Annotated in this window: 17 protein-coding genes; 11 read left to right on the top strand and 6 right to left on the bottom strand. The window is 68.5% G+C overall.

Going from position 1 to position 17,167, the window contains the following annotated elements:
• The 5 genes from WBP48_RS13275 to WBP48_RS13255 form a co-directional block, all read left to right on the top strand.
• The coding region (locus tag WBP48_RS13275; protein WP_424441182.1) for a DNA polymerase at nucleotides 1-1,663 on the top strand (1,663 nt) is incomplete at its 5' end.
• Nucleotides 1,664-1,704: 41 nt separating this feature from the next.
• Nucleotides 1,705-3,384 carry a DUF885 domain-containing protein gene (locus WBP48_RS13270; RefSeq protein ID WP_424441180.1) on the top strand — a complete coding sequence of 560 codons (1,680 nt, stop codon included), beginning with the start codon at nucleotides 1,705-1,707 and terminating at the stop codon, nucleotides 3,382-3,384.
• 48 nt (nucleotides 3,385-3,432) lie between these two features.
• Nucleotides 3,433-4,467, top strand: a complete 1,035-nt coding sequence (locus WBP48_RS13265) for an LLM class flavin-dependent oxidoreductase (RefSeq protein WP_424441178.1) — start codon at nucleotides 3,433-3,435, stop codon at nucleotides 4,465-4,467.
• Nucleotides 4,468-4,480: 13 nt separating this feature from the next.
• Entirely contained in the window at nucleotides 4,481-5,857 is a 1,377-nt protein-coding gene (locus WBP48_RS13260; protein WP_424441176.1) for an MFS transporter, read from the top strand.
• Nucleotides 5,858-6,031: 174 nt separating this feature from the next.
• Nucleotides 6,032-6,808: an SGNH/GDSL hydrolase family protein gene (locus tag WBP48_RS13255; RefSeq protein ID WP_424441174.1), complete on the top strand. Its 777-nt coding sequence runs from the start codon at nucleotides 6,032-6,034 to the stop codon at nucleotides 6,806-6,808.
• Nucleotides 6,809-7,105: 297 nt separating this feature from the next.
• Here WBP48_RS13255 and WBP48_RS13250 read toward each other — a convergent pair whose 3' ends face one another.
• Nucleotides 7,106-8,452: an MFS transporter gene (locus WBP48_RS13250; protein ID WP_424441172.1), complete on the bottom strand. Its 1,347-nt coding sequence runs from the start codon at nucleotides 8,450-8,452 to the stop codon at nucleotides 7,106-7,108.
• 74 nt (nucleotides 8,453-8,526) lie between these two features.
• Nucleotides 8,527-9,030 carry an N-acetyltransferase family protein gene (locus WBP48_RS13245; protein ID WP_424441170.1) on the bottom strand — a complete coding sequence of 168 codons (504 nt, stop codon included), beginning with the start codon at nucleotides 9,028-9,030 and terminating at the stop codon, nucleotides 8,527-8,529.
• Between the two features lie 99 nt (nucleotides 9,031-9,129).
• Here WBP48_RS13245 and WBP48_RS13240 point away from each other — a divergent pair, with 99 nt between their 5' ends.
• Nucleotides 9,130-9,261, top strand: coding sequence for a hypothetical protein (locus WBP48_RS13240; protein ID WP_424441168.1), 132 nt, complete (start codon nucleotides 9,130-9,132; stop codon nucleotides 9,259-9,261).
• A 29-nt stretch (nucleotides 9,262-9,290) separates the two neighbouring features.
• Here WBP48_RS13240 and WBP48_RS13235 read toward each other — a convergent pair whose 3' ends face one another.
• The 3 genes from WBP48_RS13235 to WBP48_RS13225 are packed head-to-tail and all read right to left on the bottom strand — an operon-like array spanning nucleotide 9,291 to nucleotide 12,410.
• Nucleotides 9,291-9,908 carry a response regulator gene (locus WBP48_RS13235; RefSeq protein WP_424441166.1) on the bottom strand — a complete coding sequence of 206 codons (618 nt, stop codon included), beginning with the start codon at nucleotides 9,906-9,908 and terminating at the stop codon, nucleotides 9,291-9,293.
• Nucleotides 9,905-11,734 carry a histidine kinase gene (locus WBP48_RS13230; protein ID WP_424441164.1) on the bottom strand — a complete coding sequence of 610 codons (1,830 nt, stop codon included), beginning with the start codon at nucleotides 11,732-11,734 and terminating at the stop codon, nucleotides 9,905-9,907. Before WBP48_RS13230 ends, WBP48_RS13235 begins: the two co-directional genes overlap by 4 nt.
• Nucleotides 11,735-11,741: 7 nt before the next feature.
• A complete protein-coding gene (locus WBP48_RS13225) occupies nucleotides 11,742-12,410 on the bottom strand; it encodes a hypothetical protein (protein WP_424441162.1) in 669 nt (222 codons plus the stop codon).
• A gap of 296 nt (nucleotides 12,411-12,706) precedes the next feature.
• Between WBP48_RS13225 and WBP48_RS13220 the strand changes: the two genes are divergently transcribed.
• A complete protein-coding gene (locus tag WBP48_RS13220) occupies nucleotides 12,707-13,636 on the top strand; it encodes an AEC family transporter (RefSeq protein ID WP_424441160.1) in 930 nt (309 codons plus the stop codon).
• Nucleotides 13,637-13,735: 99 nt separating this feature from the next.
• The gene (locus WBP48_RS13215; RefSeq protein ID WP_424441158.1) at nucleotides 13,736-14,287 is read left to right on the top strand and encodes an HdeD family acid-resistance protein; all 552 of its coding nucleotides are present in this window, start codon (nucleotides 13,736-13,738) and stop codon (nucleotides 14,285-14,287) included.
• A gap of 71 nt (nucleotides 14,288-14,358) precedes the next feature.
• Here the strand turns inward: WBP48_RS13215 and WBP48_RS13210 are convergent, their stop codons facing one another.
• Complete coding sequence (locus WBP48_RS13210) at nucleotides 14,359-15,123, bottom strand: SDR family oxidoreductase (protein WP_424441156.1); 765 nt, start codon at nucleotides 15,121-15,123, stop codon at nucleotides 14,359-14,361.
• A 163-nt stretch (nucleotides 15,124-15,286) separates the two neighbouring features.
• On the opposite strand from WBP48_RS13210, the gene WBP48_RS13205 reads away from it, so the two are divergent.
• From WBP48_RS13205 to WBP48_RS13195, 3 genes are all read left to right on the top strand, one after another.
• Nucleotides 15,287-15,769, top strand: coding sequence for an NfeD family protein (locus WBP48_RS13205; RefSeq protein ID WP_424441154.1), 483 nt, complete (start codon nucleotides 15,287-15,289; stop codon nucleotides 15,767-15,769).
• Nucleotides 15,769-16,722: an SPFH domain-containing protein gene (locus tag WBP48_RS13200; protein ID WP_424441152.1), complete on the top strand. Its 954-nt coding sequence runs from the start codon at nucleotides 15,769-15,771 to the stop codon at nucleotides 16,720-16,722. The genes WBP48_RS13205 and WBP48_RS13200 overlap by 1 nt, the downstream gene beginning before the upstream one ends.
• On the top strand, nucleotides 16,719-17,167 hold a 449-nt coding region (locus WBP48_RS13195), incomplete at its 3' end, for a glycerophosphodiester phosphodiesterase family protein (protein ID WP_424441150.1). The genes WBP48_RS13200 and WBP48_RS13195, both read left to right, overlap by 4 nt.

The raw sequence follows: 17,167 nt of genomic DNA, 5'->3' as shown, positions 1-17,167 counted from the left end.
GGGCTTGCCGTCCCGCGTGGGGCTCGCGACGCTGGGTGCGACCGACGCCGGCGCAGTGGACGCGCCCCTCGCCGTCGAGACCCGCTGGAGCGATGCCGTCGCCGCGGCCCTGCGGCCATGGCTGGAGGGCGAGAGCGCTAAGGTGATCGCCGACGCCAAACCCCAGGTGAAGGCGCTGCGCCGCGCGGGGGTGCGCCTGCGGGGCCTCGTGTTCGACCCGATCCTCGCCGGCTGGCTGCTGCGGCCGAGTTTCCCCGACAAGGGCTTGGGCGACCTCGTCGACCGCTACCTCGATGAGAAACTCCCCGAGGCGGACCCCACGCAGCTGGTCCCCGAGACCGAGGGTGCGACCCCGGGGCAGCTCTCCTGGTACACCCTGCGCGTCGCAGATACTATGCGCGGCGAGCTGCCGGCATCCGTCGCCGCCGTGCTCACCGGCATCGAGCTGCCGACGCTCGACACCCTCGCCGACATGGAGCTCGCCGGTGTCGCGGTCTCGCACGAGAAGCTGGCCGGGTTCTCGGCCGAACTCGGCGCGCGCGCCGATGCCGTCGCGCAGCTCGCGTACGCGGAGATCGGCCGCGAAGTGAACCTCGGCTCGCCCAAGCAGTTGCAGGAGGTGCTGTTCGACCAGCTGGGGCTCCCCAAGACCCGCAAGACGAAAACCGGGTACTCGACGGATGCCGCCGTCCTCGCCGATCTACAGGAGTCGAACCCCCACCCTTTCCTCGACCTACTTCTGCAGCACCGCGAAGCCACCAAGCTCCGGCAGATCATCGAATCGCTCGACACCGCGATCGGAAACGACCGGGCAGCCGGTGCGGACGGGCGCATCCACACGACCTACCTGCAGACCGGCAGTCAGACCGGGCGCCTGTCGAGCACCGACCCGAATCTGCAGAACATCCCGATCCGCACCGAGGAGTCGCGTCGCATCCGCGCGGCGTTCCAGGTCGGCGAAGGGTACGAGACGCTGCTGACCGCCGACTATTCCCAGATCGAGATGCGCATCATGGCGCACCTGTCGGGCGACGCGGGGCTCGTCGAGGCGTTCAACTCCGGGGAGGACCTGCACCGGTTCGTCGGTGCGCGCGTGTTCGGAGTCGGCCCGGCCGATGTGACTCCGCAGATGCGCACGAAAGTCAAGGCGATGAGCTACGGCCTCGTGTACGGGCTGTCCGCGTTCGGTCTGTCCAAGCAGTTGCGCATCGAGCAGGCCGAGGCCAGGCTGCTGATGACCGAGTACTTCGCCAGGTTCGGAGCCGTGCGCGACTACCTCCGCGCGTCCGTCGCGCAGGCACGTATCGACGGCTACACCGAGACGATCTTCGGCCGACGCCGACCGTTCCCCGACCTCTCAAGTCCCAACCGCGTCCTGCGCGAGAACGCGGAACGCGCAGCCCTCAACGCGCCGATCCAGGGCAGCGCGGCCGACATCATGAAGATCGCGCTGTTCCGCATCCACGACGAGCTGCGGTCGCTCCAGCTCCGCTCGCGTGTGCTGCTGCAGATCCACGACGAGCTCGTCGTCGAGGTGGCACCGGGGGAGTGGGATGCCGTGCGCGACATCGTCCACGACCGGATGGGCGACGCAGCGGAGCTGTCGGTGCCGCTCGATGTGCAGATCGGCCGCGGTGACAACTGGGACATCGCCGGTCACTGACCAGGCAGACGGACTCCGGCCCACGGGATTAGGCTCGAAGGATGACAGAAACGCAGCGCACCCCCACGCCGATCGACCAGATCGCCGAGGCGTGGGTCGACCGGATGGCCGAACTGTCGCCGAGCCTGGCGACCTACATCGGCCGCTTCGAGCACAACGAGCGGCTCGATGACCTGTCGCCCGCGGGTCACGCGGCGCGGCTTCAGGCCGCGACCGACACCCTTGCAGCGCTGCGCGCGGCCGAGACGGCGGACGATGTCGACGTCGTGACGAAGGCCGACCTCGTCGGCGAGCTCGAACTGGACATTGCGCTGCACGAGGCCGGAGCGCATCTGCGCGACGTCAACGTGATCGCCTCGCCCGCGCAGGAACTGCGGAACGTCTTCGACCTCATGCCGACCGATACCGTCGAGGACTGGTCGGTGATCTCCACCCGGCTCCGCGCCGTGCCCGTCGCGATCGGCGGCTACGTCCAGACCCTGCGCGAAGGGATCATCGCGGGGATCGTCCCCGCGCGCCGGCAGGTCACGGAGGTCATCGGCCAAATCGCGCGCTACACGTCGGACAACGGGTTCTTCGTGACGTTCGCCGCCGATGCCGCACCCGCCGAGGGTGGCGGACTTCCGGCATCCCTCGCCAAAGTCCTCGCCGCCCACGCCGGTGCCGCCCGCGTCGCCTACGACGAGCTCGCAACCTTCCTGCGCACCGAGCTCCTGCCGGCGGCATCCGAAGCCGACGCGGTCGGACGTGACCTGTACCAGTTGCACTCGCGGCGATTCCTCGGCGCCCAGATCGACCTCGACGAGACGTACGAGTGGGGCCTGACGGAACTGGCCCGTATGGTCGCCGAGCAGGAGGCGATCGCGAACGAGATCCTGCCTGGAGCTTCGGTAGAAGAGGTCGTCGCTTTCCTGGAGCACGACGAGAACCGGAAGCTACACGGCACCAAGGCGCTGCAGGAGTGGATGCAGGCCACGAGCGACCACGCCATCGCGGAGCTCGGGGAGACCCACTTCGACATCCCCGAACCGATCCGTACGCTTGAGTGCATGATCGCCCCCACCAACGAGGGTGGCATCTACTACACCGGCCCGACCGACGACTTCTCGCGTCCCGGGCGGATGTGGTGGTCGGTGCCCGACGGCGTCGACTCCTTCGACACCTGGCGCGAGCTCACGACGGTCTACCACGAGGGCGTTCCGGGCCACCACCTGCAGATCGCGCAGGCGGTGTACAACCGGGCCGAGCTGAACTCGTGGCGCCGGCTGCTCGCCGGCTCCAGCGGCCACGCCGAGGGCTGGGCGCTCTACGCCGAACGACTCATGGAGCAGCTCGGCTATCTCGACGACCCGGCCGACCGACTCGGCATGCTCGACGGCCAGCGCATGCGAGCTGCGCGTGTCGTGCTCGACATCGGCGTGCACCTGGGCAAGCCCCGACCCGATGGCAGCGGCGTGTGGGACGCGGACTTCGCGCTGGAGTTCATGCGCCGCAATGTCAACATGCCCGATGAGTTCATCCGGTTCGAAGTCAATCGCTATTTGGGCTGGCCGGGACAGGCGCCGTCGTACAAGGTGGGTCAACGCATCTGGGAGCAGATCCGTGATGAGGCCGCCGAGCGTGAGGGCGACGCGTTCGACATCAAGCGTTTCCACATGAGGGCGCTGCGACTGGGCGGCGTGGGTCTCGACACGCTCCGGATGGCGCTGTCGCAAGGCTGACCGGACTGCCGGGGGAATGCCGGTTCTGGTTTCGGGGTTTATATTCGCATGCATGAAGTAGACCTCGGACTGGACACCTTCGGCGACGTCACGATCGGCGAGGACGGAGAGCGCGTCAGCGACGCGCAGACAATCCGCGACATCGTCGAGCAGGCAGTCGTCGCCGATCAAGTGGGACTCTCCTTCTTCGGGGTGGGCGAACACCACCGCCACGAGTTCGCCGTCTCCAGCCCCGAACTGGTGTTGGCCGCCGCTGCAGCGCGCACCGACAGCATCCATCTGGGTACGGCCGTCACCGTGCTCTCCAGCGACGATCCGGTGCGTGTGTATGAGCGGTTCGCCACGCTCGACGCGCTCTCGCACGGCCGCGCCGAGGTGATCCTCGGCCGGGGCTCGTTCATCGAGTCGTTCCCGCTGTTCGGCTACGACCTCAAGGACTACGAGGTGCTGTTCGAGGAGAGGCTCGATCTGTTCTCGCAGTTGCTGCGCGAACAGCCTGTGACGTGGCAGGGCACGACGCGCGCGGCGCTGGCTGGTGCGGATGTGTACCCGAAGACCGAGCACGGCATCACGGCGTGGGTCGGGGTCGGTGGATCTCCCGAGTCGGTCGTGCGAACAGCGCGGTACGGCTACGGCCTCATGCTCGCGATCATCGGCGGCGCGGCGAGCAGGTTCCGCCCGTACGTCGACCTGTACCACCGTTCGCTCGATTCGTTCGGGCGCGACCCGGGCCTGGTCGGCATCCATTCGCCGGGGCATGTCGCCGACACGGACGAGCAGGCGTGGGAGGAGCTGTATCCAGCGATGGAGGCCAACCGCAACGCCATCGGGGCCGAGCGTGGCTGGCCACCGTACAGTCGCCTGCAGTTCCAGCACGACGTCGGCCCCGAGGGCGCCGTCTACGCGGGTTCGCCGGAGACCGTCGCCCGAAAGATCGCCGCGACCGTGCAGACGCTGGGCGCGGACCGCTTCGATCTGAAGTACGCGAACGGAACGCTCTCGCATGGCAGAATGCTCCGGTCGATCGAGCTGTACGGCACGAAGGTCGCACCGATGGTGGGCGAGCTGCTCGCGGCATCCTGAGTACCATTCAGACATGACGGATGCCGCCACCACCCACCCCGGATCTTCAGTCGCCGAGCGCCTCGACGCGTTGCCTTTCACCCGCAAGCACCTGAAGGTCCTCACGGGGTCCGGCCTCGGCTGGGCGCTGGACGCGATGGACGTGGGACTGGTGTCGTTCGTGCTGACTGCGCTCATCGCGCAATGGTCGCTGACGGGCGCCCAGGCATCGTGGATCGCATCGGCAGGATTTGTCGGGATGGCCCTCGGGGCGAGCTTGGGCGGACTCCTCGCGGACCGGTTCGGCAGGCGCTCGGTGTTCGCCGTGACACTGCTCGTCTACGGTGTCGCGACGGGCGCGAGCGCACTCGTGGGCGGGCTCGCAGCCCTCATCGCACTGCGAGTGGTGGTGGGACTGGGTCTCGGCGCGGAACTGCCGGTGGCGAGTACATACGTCAGCGAACTGGCCCCCGCGCGGATGCGCGGTCGGCTCATCGTGATTCTGGAGGCGTTCTGGGCGATCGGGTGGACGGCTGCCGCACTCATCGGCTTCTTCGTCATCCCCGCCTCTGCCGATGGATGGCGCTGGGCGTTCGCGCTGGGAGCGATCCCCGCGTTGTACGCGCTGATCGTCCGATGGGGGCTGCCGGAATCTCCGCGGTGGCTCGCCCAGCGGGGGCGGCGTACGGAGGCGGAGGCAGTGGTCGTTGCGTTCGAGTCCTCACCCGCCGTCGGCGATGCGCGACGGCATCGCGTCCGCCAGGCGCCCCCCGCAGCGTCCGCCGGCGGGACATCGGCCGCGACGTCGGCTGGGCAACGACTCGCCGCACTCTGGTCACCCGAGTTCCGGGTGCGGACGACGGCGCTGTGGACGGTGTGGTTCTGCGTGAACTTCGCGTACTACGGCGCGTTCATCTGGATTCCCACGATCCTGTTCTCGCAGGGATACGACCTCGTGAAGTCGTTCGGATTCACGCTCGTCATCACGCTCGCGCAGTTGCCCGGCTATGCCGTCGCCGCCTGGCTCATCGAGGTGTGGGGGCGTCGCATGACGCTCTCCGTCTTCCTCGCGGGCTCGGCCGTCTCGGCGGTGCTGTTCGGCACGGCATCCGTCGAGGGTGCAATCATCGCGGCCGGAATGGCGCTGTCGTTCTTCAACCTCGGCGCGTGGGGCGCTCTGTACGCCGTGACTCCCGAGACGTATCCCACGTCGCTGCGCGGCACCGGCGCGGGCTGGGCAGCGGGTGTCGGGCGCATTGCGTCGATCGTCGCCCCGCTGAGTGTGCCGCCGCTGCTGGCCGCGGGCGGCCCACCGTTGCTGTTCGTGATCTTCGCCGCGTTCTTCGTCCTCGCCGCCGCCTCGGCGTGGGGTCTCGCCGAGCACCGCGGCACGGCGCTCGACGACCGGTGAGCCTTCCCACCCTCCACCCGCACCCATCCCCATTCCGCATCCCGCGAGAGAACAAATCAGCGCCGAGAGAACGGGTACCGACCGTTCTCTCGGCGCCCCGTTGTTCTCTCGCGTGCAGGGACGGGCGAAGGCGGACGGCGGCCGAGCTGGCGGAAGCGGATCTAGGCTGGAGCGGTGGCATCCGTTCGTTACGTCGCGATCGGCGACTCGTTCACCGAGGGTGTCGGCGATGAGCTCCCCGCACCGATTGCGCCGTGGGGCCCCGTGCGCGGCTGGGCGGACCTCGTCGCGCAGGGCTGGGCGGATTCGCGCGGCGAGCCGATCGAGTACGCGAACCTCGCGATCCGCGGCAAGCTCGTCTGGCCGATCGTGGCGCAGCAGTTAGAGAGCGCGCTCGCGCTGCGACCGACCCACCTGTCGTTCAACGGCGGCGGCAACGACATGCTGCGTCCGCGCACCTCGATCGTGCACCTCGCCGACGCGTTCAGCCAGGTGCTGCGCCGCTGCGACGAGGAGGGTGTGCGGCTGATCCTGTTGTCGGGCGCGAATCCGTCTGCGCAACTGCCGTTGAGTCGCCTCGTTCAGCGTCGCGGCGATCTGATGTCCACGGCGGTCGTCGAACGCATGGGCGGGCGGGAGGACGTCGTCATGGCGCTGAACTGGCCGGATGCCGAGCTGTCGCAGCCCTCGTACTGGTCGGAGGACCGCCTGCACATGAACAGTCGCGGACATCACCGCGTCGCCGCGCGCGTACTGGACGGGCTGGGGGAGCGGGTGCCGGAGGGGTGGCGGTCGCTGCCGGAACTGCCCGACAGCATCCGCCTCGCTCGTGGCCAGTATCTGCGAGAGCATCTGGCGCCCTGGGTGCGGCGGCGGCTGACCGGCACGTCGAGCGGCGACGGGCGAGAGCCCAAGTTCGGCGGCGGCTGGATCGAGGTCGCGCCCCGCTGAGGGACGTGCCGGGCTGCGGCGGGGTTGGCGGTCGTGGTGTTTCGCAACTCCGGGGTTCCGGCACGCTGCCGGCGTGTCGTCACCGCGCCACGCCAACCGGAGGCAGATTCTCCGGAGCTGTGTGAACGGGCACCGGAGGCCGGCGAGCCGGCGCGCTGAGGTCAGCTTTTCAGTGGCGCTGCCGCGCCGTGGGGCGAGAAGACCTGCCTCAGGTGGCGAGACTTTCGCGTTAGCTTTTCAGTGGCGCTGCCGCGCCGTGGGGCGAGAAAGTCTGAGTCATGTCACGAGACTTTCGCGTTAGCGCTCTGCTCGCCGGGTGCGTGGCGGGTCGATGCCGACGAAGACGCGGGTCTTGCGGCGCTCGATGACGATGAACACCCAGCCGAGCAACCACAGCGGCACCTGCGTCAGGAAGGCGAGGCGGAACGCGTCGAGCCGGTAGGTTGCGGGGGTGCCTGCGCCCTGAAGATCGAGGGCGAGGCCGATCGCGAAGACAGCGACGAGCGCGGCGAGGAACCCGCCGACGTTGGTGATGCCCGTCGCCGTGCTCAGCCGATGCGCGGGGTTGTGGGTGCGGGCGTGGTCGAAGGCGATCATCGACGCGGGACCGCCGAGGGCGAGCGCGACGGCGAGTCCGTACAGCAGCCACAGCGGTGCCGGGCCGGGCCAGCAGATGACGACGAGCCACACGACGAGTTGCGTCGCGATCGCGGGGAGCACCAGCACACGCGAACGCATCGTCGGGATGCGGCGTGACAGTTCGCCCATGATCGGGCTGAACGCCATTCCGATGAACACGAACAGCGAGGTGACACCCGCCGCCTGGGCGTGGCTCAGGCCTTCGCCCGCGGTGAGGAAGGGGACACCCCAGAGGAGGATGAACGCGGTTCCCGCGAACGGGCTCGTGAAGTGCGACCAGAACGCGAGCCGCGTGCCGGGATGGGCCCAGGCGGCGCGGATTCCGACGCCGGTGTCGATCGACGAGCGTACGACGCTCGTAGCGCCGGTGCCCGGATCGACAGTCACGTCGGCGGCGCGCCCGGGAGGGCGGTTGCGGATGAGCGCGAAGACGAGGATGGAGAACAGGACGCACAGCCCTGCGATGCTGCCGAAGGTGATGGACCAGGTCGTCGCGTGCAGGAGGGCCGCGAGGGGAGCCAGGGCCAACAGTTGTCCCGTCTGACCCGCCAGCGCGCTCAGCTGGCCCATGAGTGGTCCGCGCGTCGCGGGGAACCAGGTGGCGACCAGTCGCAGCACACCGGGGAAGATGGCGGCGTCACCGGCCCCGAGCAGTGCGCGCGCGAGGATCGCGACGCCGACACTGGGGGAGAGCGCCATCGTCAGCTGACCTATCGCCATGAGCAGCATGCCGATCGTCATGATGGGCCGGGCACCGTAGCGGTCGAGGAGCAGGCCCACCGGAATCTGCATGCCGCCGTAGACCGCAAGCTGCACCACCGCGAACATCGAGAGCGTGGCGGCATCCGCTGAGAACCGCTCCGCCGCATCGACGCCCACCGCCGACAGCGAGCTGCGGTTGACGACGGCGAGCATGTAGGCCGCCACGCCGACGCTCCAGACGAGCCATGCCCGCCAGCCCGGACCTGCGGCCGAGAAGGTCGCGGGGGAGGGGGACGCCGTCACGTCTCCACGCTATCGCGGCGCGGTGGGTGCTCACTCCGGCGTGGGCGCCGCGATGGCGGGTTCCGCGGGTGCGCTCAGGCGAGCGACTTCGTCCTGCGGTGCTCGAAGAGCGTCATGGTCGCGCGCTCGTCGAGCTTGTCGGCGCCGTCCTCGACCCACCCGTGCCGCTCGTAGAAGGCCGCGGCCCGGTCGTTGTTGTCGAGCACCCAGAGGTATGCCGAGGTGAATCCGTCCAGGCGCAGCGACGACTCGACGGCGGCGATCAAAGCGTGCCCGACGCCGGTCGAGAAGGCGTTCGGGTGCGCATAGAGCCCCCACAGTTCGCCCTGCTCGGCAGCTCCATCATCCCGCCCGGGACCGAACGAGGCCCAGCCGACGAGCTCGCCCCCGCGTTCGGCCACGATCGTGCGGCCCGTGGCATTCGGGTCGGTGACGATCCGGCGCCACCCGACCTCGCGCTGCTCGACGGAGAGCCCATCGAGCACGTCGTCGGGCATCAGTCCGCGATAGGCGATTCGCCATGAAGCGACATGCACGATCGCAATGCCCTGCGCATCGTCGATGGTGGCGGGCCGCACTTCCAACGCCTGTCCCATACCTTCTGTTGGTATCACATCCGGGAAGTGTGGAGCCGCGCACCCAGAATGGTGACAGCAAGCACTACGCCGTCAACGAATGTGAACCACGCCCAGCTGGCGGCGCTGGCTATCGAGCACCACGCCAGCGTCGTCACCTACGACAGAGACTTCGCGCGCTTTGCCGGAGCGCGCTCGTACACGCCGGCACAACTCGTCGCGAAGCTGACGTGAATCGCAAAGAGCAACCGACATCGAGTGAGTCATCCGCCCCGCGTAACGTCGCGTAGCGTCCGGGCGGCTTCGCCACGATCGGCCACACCGAGCTTCCCGAGAATCACCGAGACGTTGTTGCTGACGGTCTTACCCGACAACCCCAGCCGCTCGGCGATCTGCCGGTTGGTCAGCCCGCGGGCGACGAGGTCGAGGACGCTCCGCTCCCGGGGCGTGAGTCCCAGAGATGTCAACGGCGCGGCAATCGGATCGTCCGGTCGCTCGATCCCGGGTCCCAGCACGGTGGCGCCCGCCTCGGCGGCTCGGACGGCGGCGAGCAGCTGAGCGGGGCTCGCATCCTTGACGACATACCCGCATGCCCCGGCGCGCAGGGCGTCACGCACTGAGCCGTCGTCATCGAACATCGTGATGACGACGATGCGCGTGGCGGGCACGAGGCCGCTGACGCGCTCCGCGACGCGCACGCCGCTGTCGTCAGGCAGGCCGAGGTCGAGAAGGAGGATGTCGGGACGCTCGTTGTCGACCAGGGCGATGGCCTCGGCGGCTCCGGCCGCCTCGCCGACAACGTCGTAACCGTTGGCTTCGAAGAGCGACACGAGTCCGCGCCGGAAGATCGGGTGGTCGTCGACGACGACGATGCTCGTCATCGCTCGACATCCATTCTCGTGGCGCGCGTCGGCAGGTACACCTCGACGACGGTTCCGTGGTGCGCCGCGGGATCGATGCGGAACGACCCGCCCAGCTCCTCCGCACGTTCTCGCATCGAGCGCAGGCCGACCCCTCCCGACGCGCCACTGCCGGTACCGATGCCGTCGTCGGCGACGCGTAGGCGCAGCCCGCCGTGCTCTACCGTGATCGTAAGGTCGCAGTGCGCCGCTGCGGCGTGACGCCGCACGTTCATGACGGCCTCCTGGGCGATCCGGAACGCGGCGGCCTCGACGGCCGCCGGAAGCGGCTCCGCGGACAGTTCGGCGCGGATCGTCACGACGGGTGTCGTCCCGGCGAAGACGAGCCGGTCGTGCAGAGCGGCGGCGAGTCCGCGGTCGTCGAGCGCGGGCGGACGCAGGTCGTACGCGATCTCGCGCAGCTGACGGGTGGCGCTGGACAGCGAGGCGGTCAGGTCGCGCGCCGCGGTGCGGGCGCGCGGGTCGCCATCGGCGGCGAACCGCTCCAGTGCCGAGGCGGTGAGCCCGAGGCCCGCGAACGTCGGCGCGAGGTCGTCGTGCAGATCGCGGCGAAGCCGCTTGCGTTCCTCTTCGCGGGCGAGGACGGTGCGCGCCCGGGAGTCCACGAGTTCGACCAGCGCGCGTGCTCCGTCGAGGGCAGGGCCGCCGTACGCGCAGACGCGCGCGACGACGGCGCGGTCGTCGGAGGTGAGACGCTGCTCTCCCCGCCGGGGCCACACCCGCACGGTGGCGAGTACGTCGCCGCGATACACGATGGGAAAGTCCTCGGCGGCGCCGGCGACGAAGCCGGCGGGACCGGGTGTGCCCAGCCCGGAGATGGCAGCCCCGGCCTTGGCGAGAAGGATGCCATCGAGCCCCCGCAGCTCACACCGTTCCGCCATGATGGCGCGGGCGACGGTACGTACAATCGTGTGCGGTACCTCGCCGGCGTCGTGGCCGGCCGCGAGCATATCGTCGAGGTCGCCGAGGGCGGTCAGGACGTCTTGGCGGCGACCGTAGACGAGGCGGTCGGCGAGGCGCGACAGGCCCGTCCACAGCGGAACGGCGCACACGGCGAGAACGCCGCCCGCGAGCCAGGCGGTCACCGCGGCGCTGGCACCGAGGGCGGACACGACGGCGATTGAGACGGCGCACACCGTCGCGAAAACACCGAGCGCAAGGGTCCACCGCAGGATGGGATCGACGACGACGGCGTCCGGCCAGAGCAGGCCCACCGCCGCAGCGAGCCACGGGAGGGTGAGGAGAACGCCGGACAGCCACGACGGCCCCGTGTCCCCGCCCGACAGCGAGATCGCGAGCATCCACCAGACGAGATAGACCGCGACCATGACGACGAGTCCGGTGAGCACCCAGCGCACCGAGCGGCGGCCCGCGGCATCCGTGCGGCGCGCGTATCGCATCCACAGCGCCACGACGATGCACGGCGTCCAGAGCAGGAACTGCAGCGGCCACCACGCCTGGCCGCTCAAACGGAAGCCGGAGACGAGATCGGCGAGTTGGAGGACGATCGCGCCGAGCAGGGGCGCCCACACCCATCGCGGCCAGAACCTGCCGTCAGGGTAGCCGTACACCAAGAGACTGACAGCGATGTTCTGCACGGTCGCTGCCACCAGTGCGCCGGTGCCGAGCGTCTCCGTACCGAGCGCCATGATGGCGGTCGCACCGACGGCGACTGCCGTGGGCCACGCGATCCAGCCGACGCGGCCGCGCGCCGCCCGCCATGCCAGGAGGGCGACGAGCGGCCAGGAGACGGTCTGGACCGCGCCGATCGCGATCACGGAGTCCACGTGATCATCATGCCCGACGCGCCGCGCGCACCAGCCAGATTCCCAGGACGATGAAGTAGATCGTGGACAGCATCATGCCTGCCGCACCGGCCACGAACAGCAGCCCGGTCACAACGAGTGCGACGACGACGTTCACGACCAGCAACCACACCGGGTACACGCGAGCGATCGCGGTGACGACGCACCATGCGGCGAACAGCAGCGCCGCAAGGAAGGTCATGGACTGGGGGACAGCGAACATGCCCTCGATGACGGCAGCCTGGGTGGATTCGGGGGCGCCTGTAGCAGCGATGTACTCGTTCGGAAACCCCCGGATCGCGGCGGATGCGGCCGAGACCGCGATCATCACGATGCCAAACGACGCGCCGAGCGCGGCGGCAGTCGGGGCGAGGACGGAGCCTCGTGCGCGCACGAGTGCCGCGACACCGCCCGCGGAGACGATCGACAGCACCCCGGCAGCGACGAAGACGACCGCGACGAGGGTCGTCATGACGAACTCGTCCTGCATGGCCGCTGGTGTCGTGAGCGCTCCTTCCTCGGTGGAGGGCATGAGAACGAGCTGGTTGAGCAGGATCCAGGCGATGTGCAGCGCTCCATGCAGGATGCCGGCGATGCCGGCAACGCGCAGGGTGCGAGCGAGGGGAGGGGCGGGCGATGTTGTCGTGACGGTGGACATGATGCTCCTTCTAGTCAGCTTTTCAGTGGCGTTACCGCCTCGTCGGGGCAAGAAACCTGCCCGGCGAGGCGGGATTATCGCATCGGGCACGGTCGTGCCGAGCCCCACCATCACATCGAGAGTGATTCCCGATGTGCCAGGGGCACACCTTCCCGGGTTCAGTTCCTCACCGGGGCGCGGGGTTGCGCTCGTCCACTCCGACTCGGCTCTTCTTGAAGCTGACATAATGTGCATTATCAGTGATAACAATGCCATGGGCGATCAAGCAGCGCCGCCAGCACGCATAGGCTGAGTGGATGCTGGAGACGCTTACCGGGTTCGCCGTGGTGGGCGTCTCGATCGCGGTGGGTTGGCTGATCGGGCGCATCGATCTCCTCGGTACGCATGCGCGTCACGTGCTCAGCCGCCTGACCTTCTTCGTCCTGTCGCCGGTGCTCCTTTTCGTCGTGCTTGCGCAAGCGGACGTACACACGCTGTTCTCCGCGCTCTTGCCGGTCTCCGCGATCGCCGCCGTCGCGGTGTTCGCCGTCTACGCCGTCATTGCGAAGCTTCTCTGGCGACGCCCCGTCGGCGAGGTCCTCATCGGCACGCTCGCCGCCGGCCAGGTCAACTCGAACAACATCGGCATCCCGTTGTCGCTCTATCTTCTCGGCAGTGCCGCCTATCCGGCTCCGGTGATCCTGTTTCAGCTCCTCGTGCTCACCCCGATCTCTATGGCGATCTTCGAAGCGGCGACTGCTTCCGGCACCGGGTCGCGGCGGGCCATCCCCGTGCTGCGGCGCACACTCACCAACCCGATCGTCGTCGGCTCCGTACTCGGCGTGCTCGTCTCCGTCTCGGGCGTACGTCTGCCTCCCATCGCACTGGACCCGTTGCAGTTGATCGCCGATGCCTGTGTGCCGGTCCTGCTCATCAGCTACGGAATCTCGCTTCACGGTCAGCGCATCCTCGGTACTTCAGGGCATCGTCGCGACATCGTTCTCGCCTCCGCGCTCAAGCTCGCCGCCATGCCCGTGATCGCCTGGGTGGTCGCCGCCTACGTCTTCCAGCTCTCGTCGCACGACGTCCTGATCGTCACGGTGCTCGCAGCCCTCCCGACGGCACAGAACGTGTTCAACTATGCACAGCGCTTCGACGTCGGCGAGACGATCGCCCGTGACACCGTCTTCCTGACCACGATCGGCTGCATCCCGATCCTCTTGCTGGTCGTCGCCCTCCTCGGGTGACTGTCTCCCCGTCACGACACGTCATCACGCGGGCGTCGTCCGACCCGGCGGTACGCTGAGAACATACCTCCCGAACGGATTTCCTAGAAAGGGCAAATCATGAGTTCCGAACCTTCCCTAGAGAAGGCCGCCACGAGCAGCATCCGGACCGCACTCGGTCTCGGTGGCGTCCTCTCGGTCATCCTCGGCATCCTTATCCTCGTCTGGCCCGGAAAGACGGCGATGGTCGTCACGGCCATCATCGCGATCTACGCCATCATCGCCGGCCTCGTCTACGCGGCACTCGGCATCTTCTCGTCGAGCAAGGGCGGGTGGGCACGCATCGGCCACATCCTGCTCGGCGTGCTGTTCATCATCGCGGGCGTCGTCGCGTTCACGAACCTGGGGGCCACGACCGCATGGCTCGCCGCGTTCCTCGGCATCCTGGTCGGAATCATGTGGATCATCGAGGGCGTCGTCGCCCTGTCGACGCTCGGCGACGCGCCATCCAAGGGCTGGACGGTCTTCTTCGCGATCATCTCGATCATCGCGGGCATCACACTGCTGTTCTCGCCCCTGTGGGGCGCCGTGGTGCTGTGGTGGCTGCTCGGCATCTCGGCGATCGTGCTGGGCATCATCCAGATCTTCCGCGCCTTCTCGTTCGGCAAGTAGGACTCACGCGAAAGCGCCCCGCGACCGTTCGGGTCACGGGGCGATTTCGTCATGAAGACGGATGCCGGGGCTCACTCCCCGCCGAAGGAACTCACGTCTCCGACCAGCCGCGTGTTGCCGGCGGGGATGGGTTCGACAGCGGCGAGAGCGACCTCGGCGGCGAACTCGGACACGTTGTACAGCTTGCCCGCCGACTCGCGACGATCGGCGATCGCGCCGGGATTCGCCCGCTCCAGGAGCGTCGCGGTGATGGTGCCCTCGATCATGTCACCGGAGACGACCACGAACTCGATGCCGTGCTCGGTCAGCTCGGGGATCCTCTCGCGCAGCGCATCCTCCCCCGCGCGCTTGGACAGCGCGACCGGCTCGTACTCCGGCATCGTGGGCGTGGTACGGATGAAGTGGGCCTGATGGCTCGTGACGAAGACGACGCGCGAGCCGTCCGGCATGAGCGGCAGCGCCGCATCCAGCACGTTCAGCTGCGCGTCGCGGTTGAGCAGCAGGGCGTAGTCCTCGCCCATGCCGCTCTCCATGCCGCCGGACGCGTTGAGCACGAGCAGATCGAGCGTGCCGAAGGTCTCCTTCACGGCTGTCATCATCGCCTCCACGGACGCCGCGTTCGTGAGGTCTGCCCCCACGACCAGCACCTCGACATCCAGCTCGCGCAACTGGGCCGCGAGCTTCTCGGCGCGCGGCGCCTTGTTGCGGAAGTTGATCACGACGTTCGCACCGGCCTGCGCCAGGTAACGGGCGGTGTCGGCGCCGATGCCACGCGAGGAGCCCGTCACGAGAGCGGTCCGTCCCGTGAGCGTGCCGACGGGAATGGGCTGGGTCATGAGCGGTCTCCTGCGGGTGGATCTCGAGGGAACGAGGTGGAACCGGCGCACCGGACGGTCGGGCACCCCTCCGACCTTACCAACGAGGACCCGCACGAGGCAGGATGCCCGCGTTGACGAGGAATGTTAGTGTGCACGAGAAGGGCACCGAAGGAGCGTCGTCATGTGGCCGGATCTCACACAGTACATGTGGATCGCCTGGCTGTCGTTGGCCCTCCTGTTCGTCATCGTCGAGCTCCTCACGCTCGAGTTCACCTTCCTCATGCTCGCCGCCGGCACGCTCATCGGCGGCCTCGGGACCAATCTCTTCGGCGGCCCGTGGTGGTTTCAGGTCCTGGCGGCCGCAGCGGTATCCGCGCTCCTGCTGTTCACGATCCGACCGCTGCTTCTGCGCGCCTTGCGCCGTTCGAGTCGGCTGCATCCCACCAACGTCGACGCTCTGTACGGCATGCCGGCGCGCGTGACGGGCCCGTTCGTCGACGGCCGCGGGTTCGTGCGTCTTGACAACGGGGAGCAGTGGACCGCGGAGGTCCCCGATGCTGTCGGCGCGCCCGAACTCGGCTCGCGCGTTGTCGTCACCGCCGTCCGCGGCGCCACCGTGGAGGTCGCGCCCGCGACCGTCACCCCGGAAAGGAGTTCCGACTGATGGTCGACATCGGCGCATTCATCGGACAGATCTTCATCATCGTCCTCCTCGTCGTCGTCGCGATCTTCGTGGTCGTCGTCATCTTCCGCTCGATCCGCATCATCCCGCAGGCGTACTCCGGCATCGTCGAGCGCCTCGGTCGCTATCAGCGCACGCTCTCCCCGGGTCTGAACCTCCTCGTCCCGTTCATCGACCGGCTGCGACCGCTCGTCGACATGCGTGAACAGGTCGTGTCGTTCCCGCCGCAGCCGGTGATCACCGAGGACAACCTGGTCGTCTCGATCGACACGGTCGTCTACTTCCAGGTGACGGATGCCAGGGCCGCGACCTACGAGATCGCCAACTACCTCTCCGCTGTCGAGCAGCTCACCACCACGACGCTCCGCAACGTCGTCGGCGGTCTCAACCTCGAAGAGGCGCTCACCAGTCGAGACGAGATCAACGGGCAGTTGCGGGTCGTGCTCGATGAGGCCACCGGCAAGTGGGGCCTGCGGGTGTCGCGGGTCGAGTTGAAGGCGATCGATCCACCGCACTCCATCCAGGACTCGATGGAGAAGCAGATGCGGGCGGAGCGCGACCGCCGCGCCGCGATCCTCACGGCCGAAGGCTCCAAGCAGTCGCAGATCCTCGAGGCAGAGGGGCGACGCCAGGCGGCGATCCTCGGCGCCGAGGGAGACAAACAGGCGGCCGTGTTGCGCGCGCAGGGCGAATCCGAGGCCATCCAGATGGTCTTCCACGCCATCCATGCCGGCGAACCCGACGACAAGCTGCTCGCATACCAGTACCTGCAGACGCTCCCGAAGATCGCCGAGAACCCGTCAAGCAAGCTCTGGATCATCCCGAGCGAATTCACGCAGGCCCTGCAGGGCATCGGCGCCGCATTCGCCGGCCGAGCGTCCGCATCACCGGACGAGGGATCCCCTTCGTCCGATGGCGCCGATCACGCCTCGTGACGCATCCGTGGTTCGCCGCCAGCGCCGCGCCGCGCGTGCTCGCGCACCGCGGCTTCGTGCCGCCGGATGCTGACGGCGTCGTTGAAAACACCCTCGCCGCGGTGGCTGCGGCTCACGCCGCAGGCGCCATGTATGTCGAATCGGACTGCCACCTCACCGCCGACGGCGTCGCGGTGCTGTTCCACGACGAGCGGCTCACGCGCGTGACGGGCGACCCGCGGCCGATCGCCGCGATCGGCCATGCCGAGTTGTCGCGCATCATGGCCGATCGTGGCGGTCTGCTCACCGTTACCGACGCGTTCGACGCGTTCCCCACCATGCGGTTCAATATCGACGTGAAGGCGGCCGCTGCGGCGCATCCGCTCGGCCGGATCGTCGCCCCGCACTCCCGTCGCGCGCTCGTGACGAGCTTCTCTGACACGCGCCGTCGCGCGGCGCTGGACGC

The sequence above is a fragment of the Microbacterium sp. genome (genome assembly GCF_049661145.1).
Lineage (GTDB): Bacteria > Actinomycetota > Actinomycetes > Actinomycetales > Microbacteriaceae > Microbacterium.
This window is presented reverse-complemented; position numbering and strand designations above follow the sequence as displayed.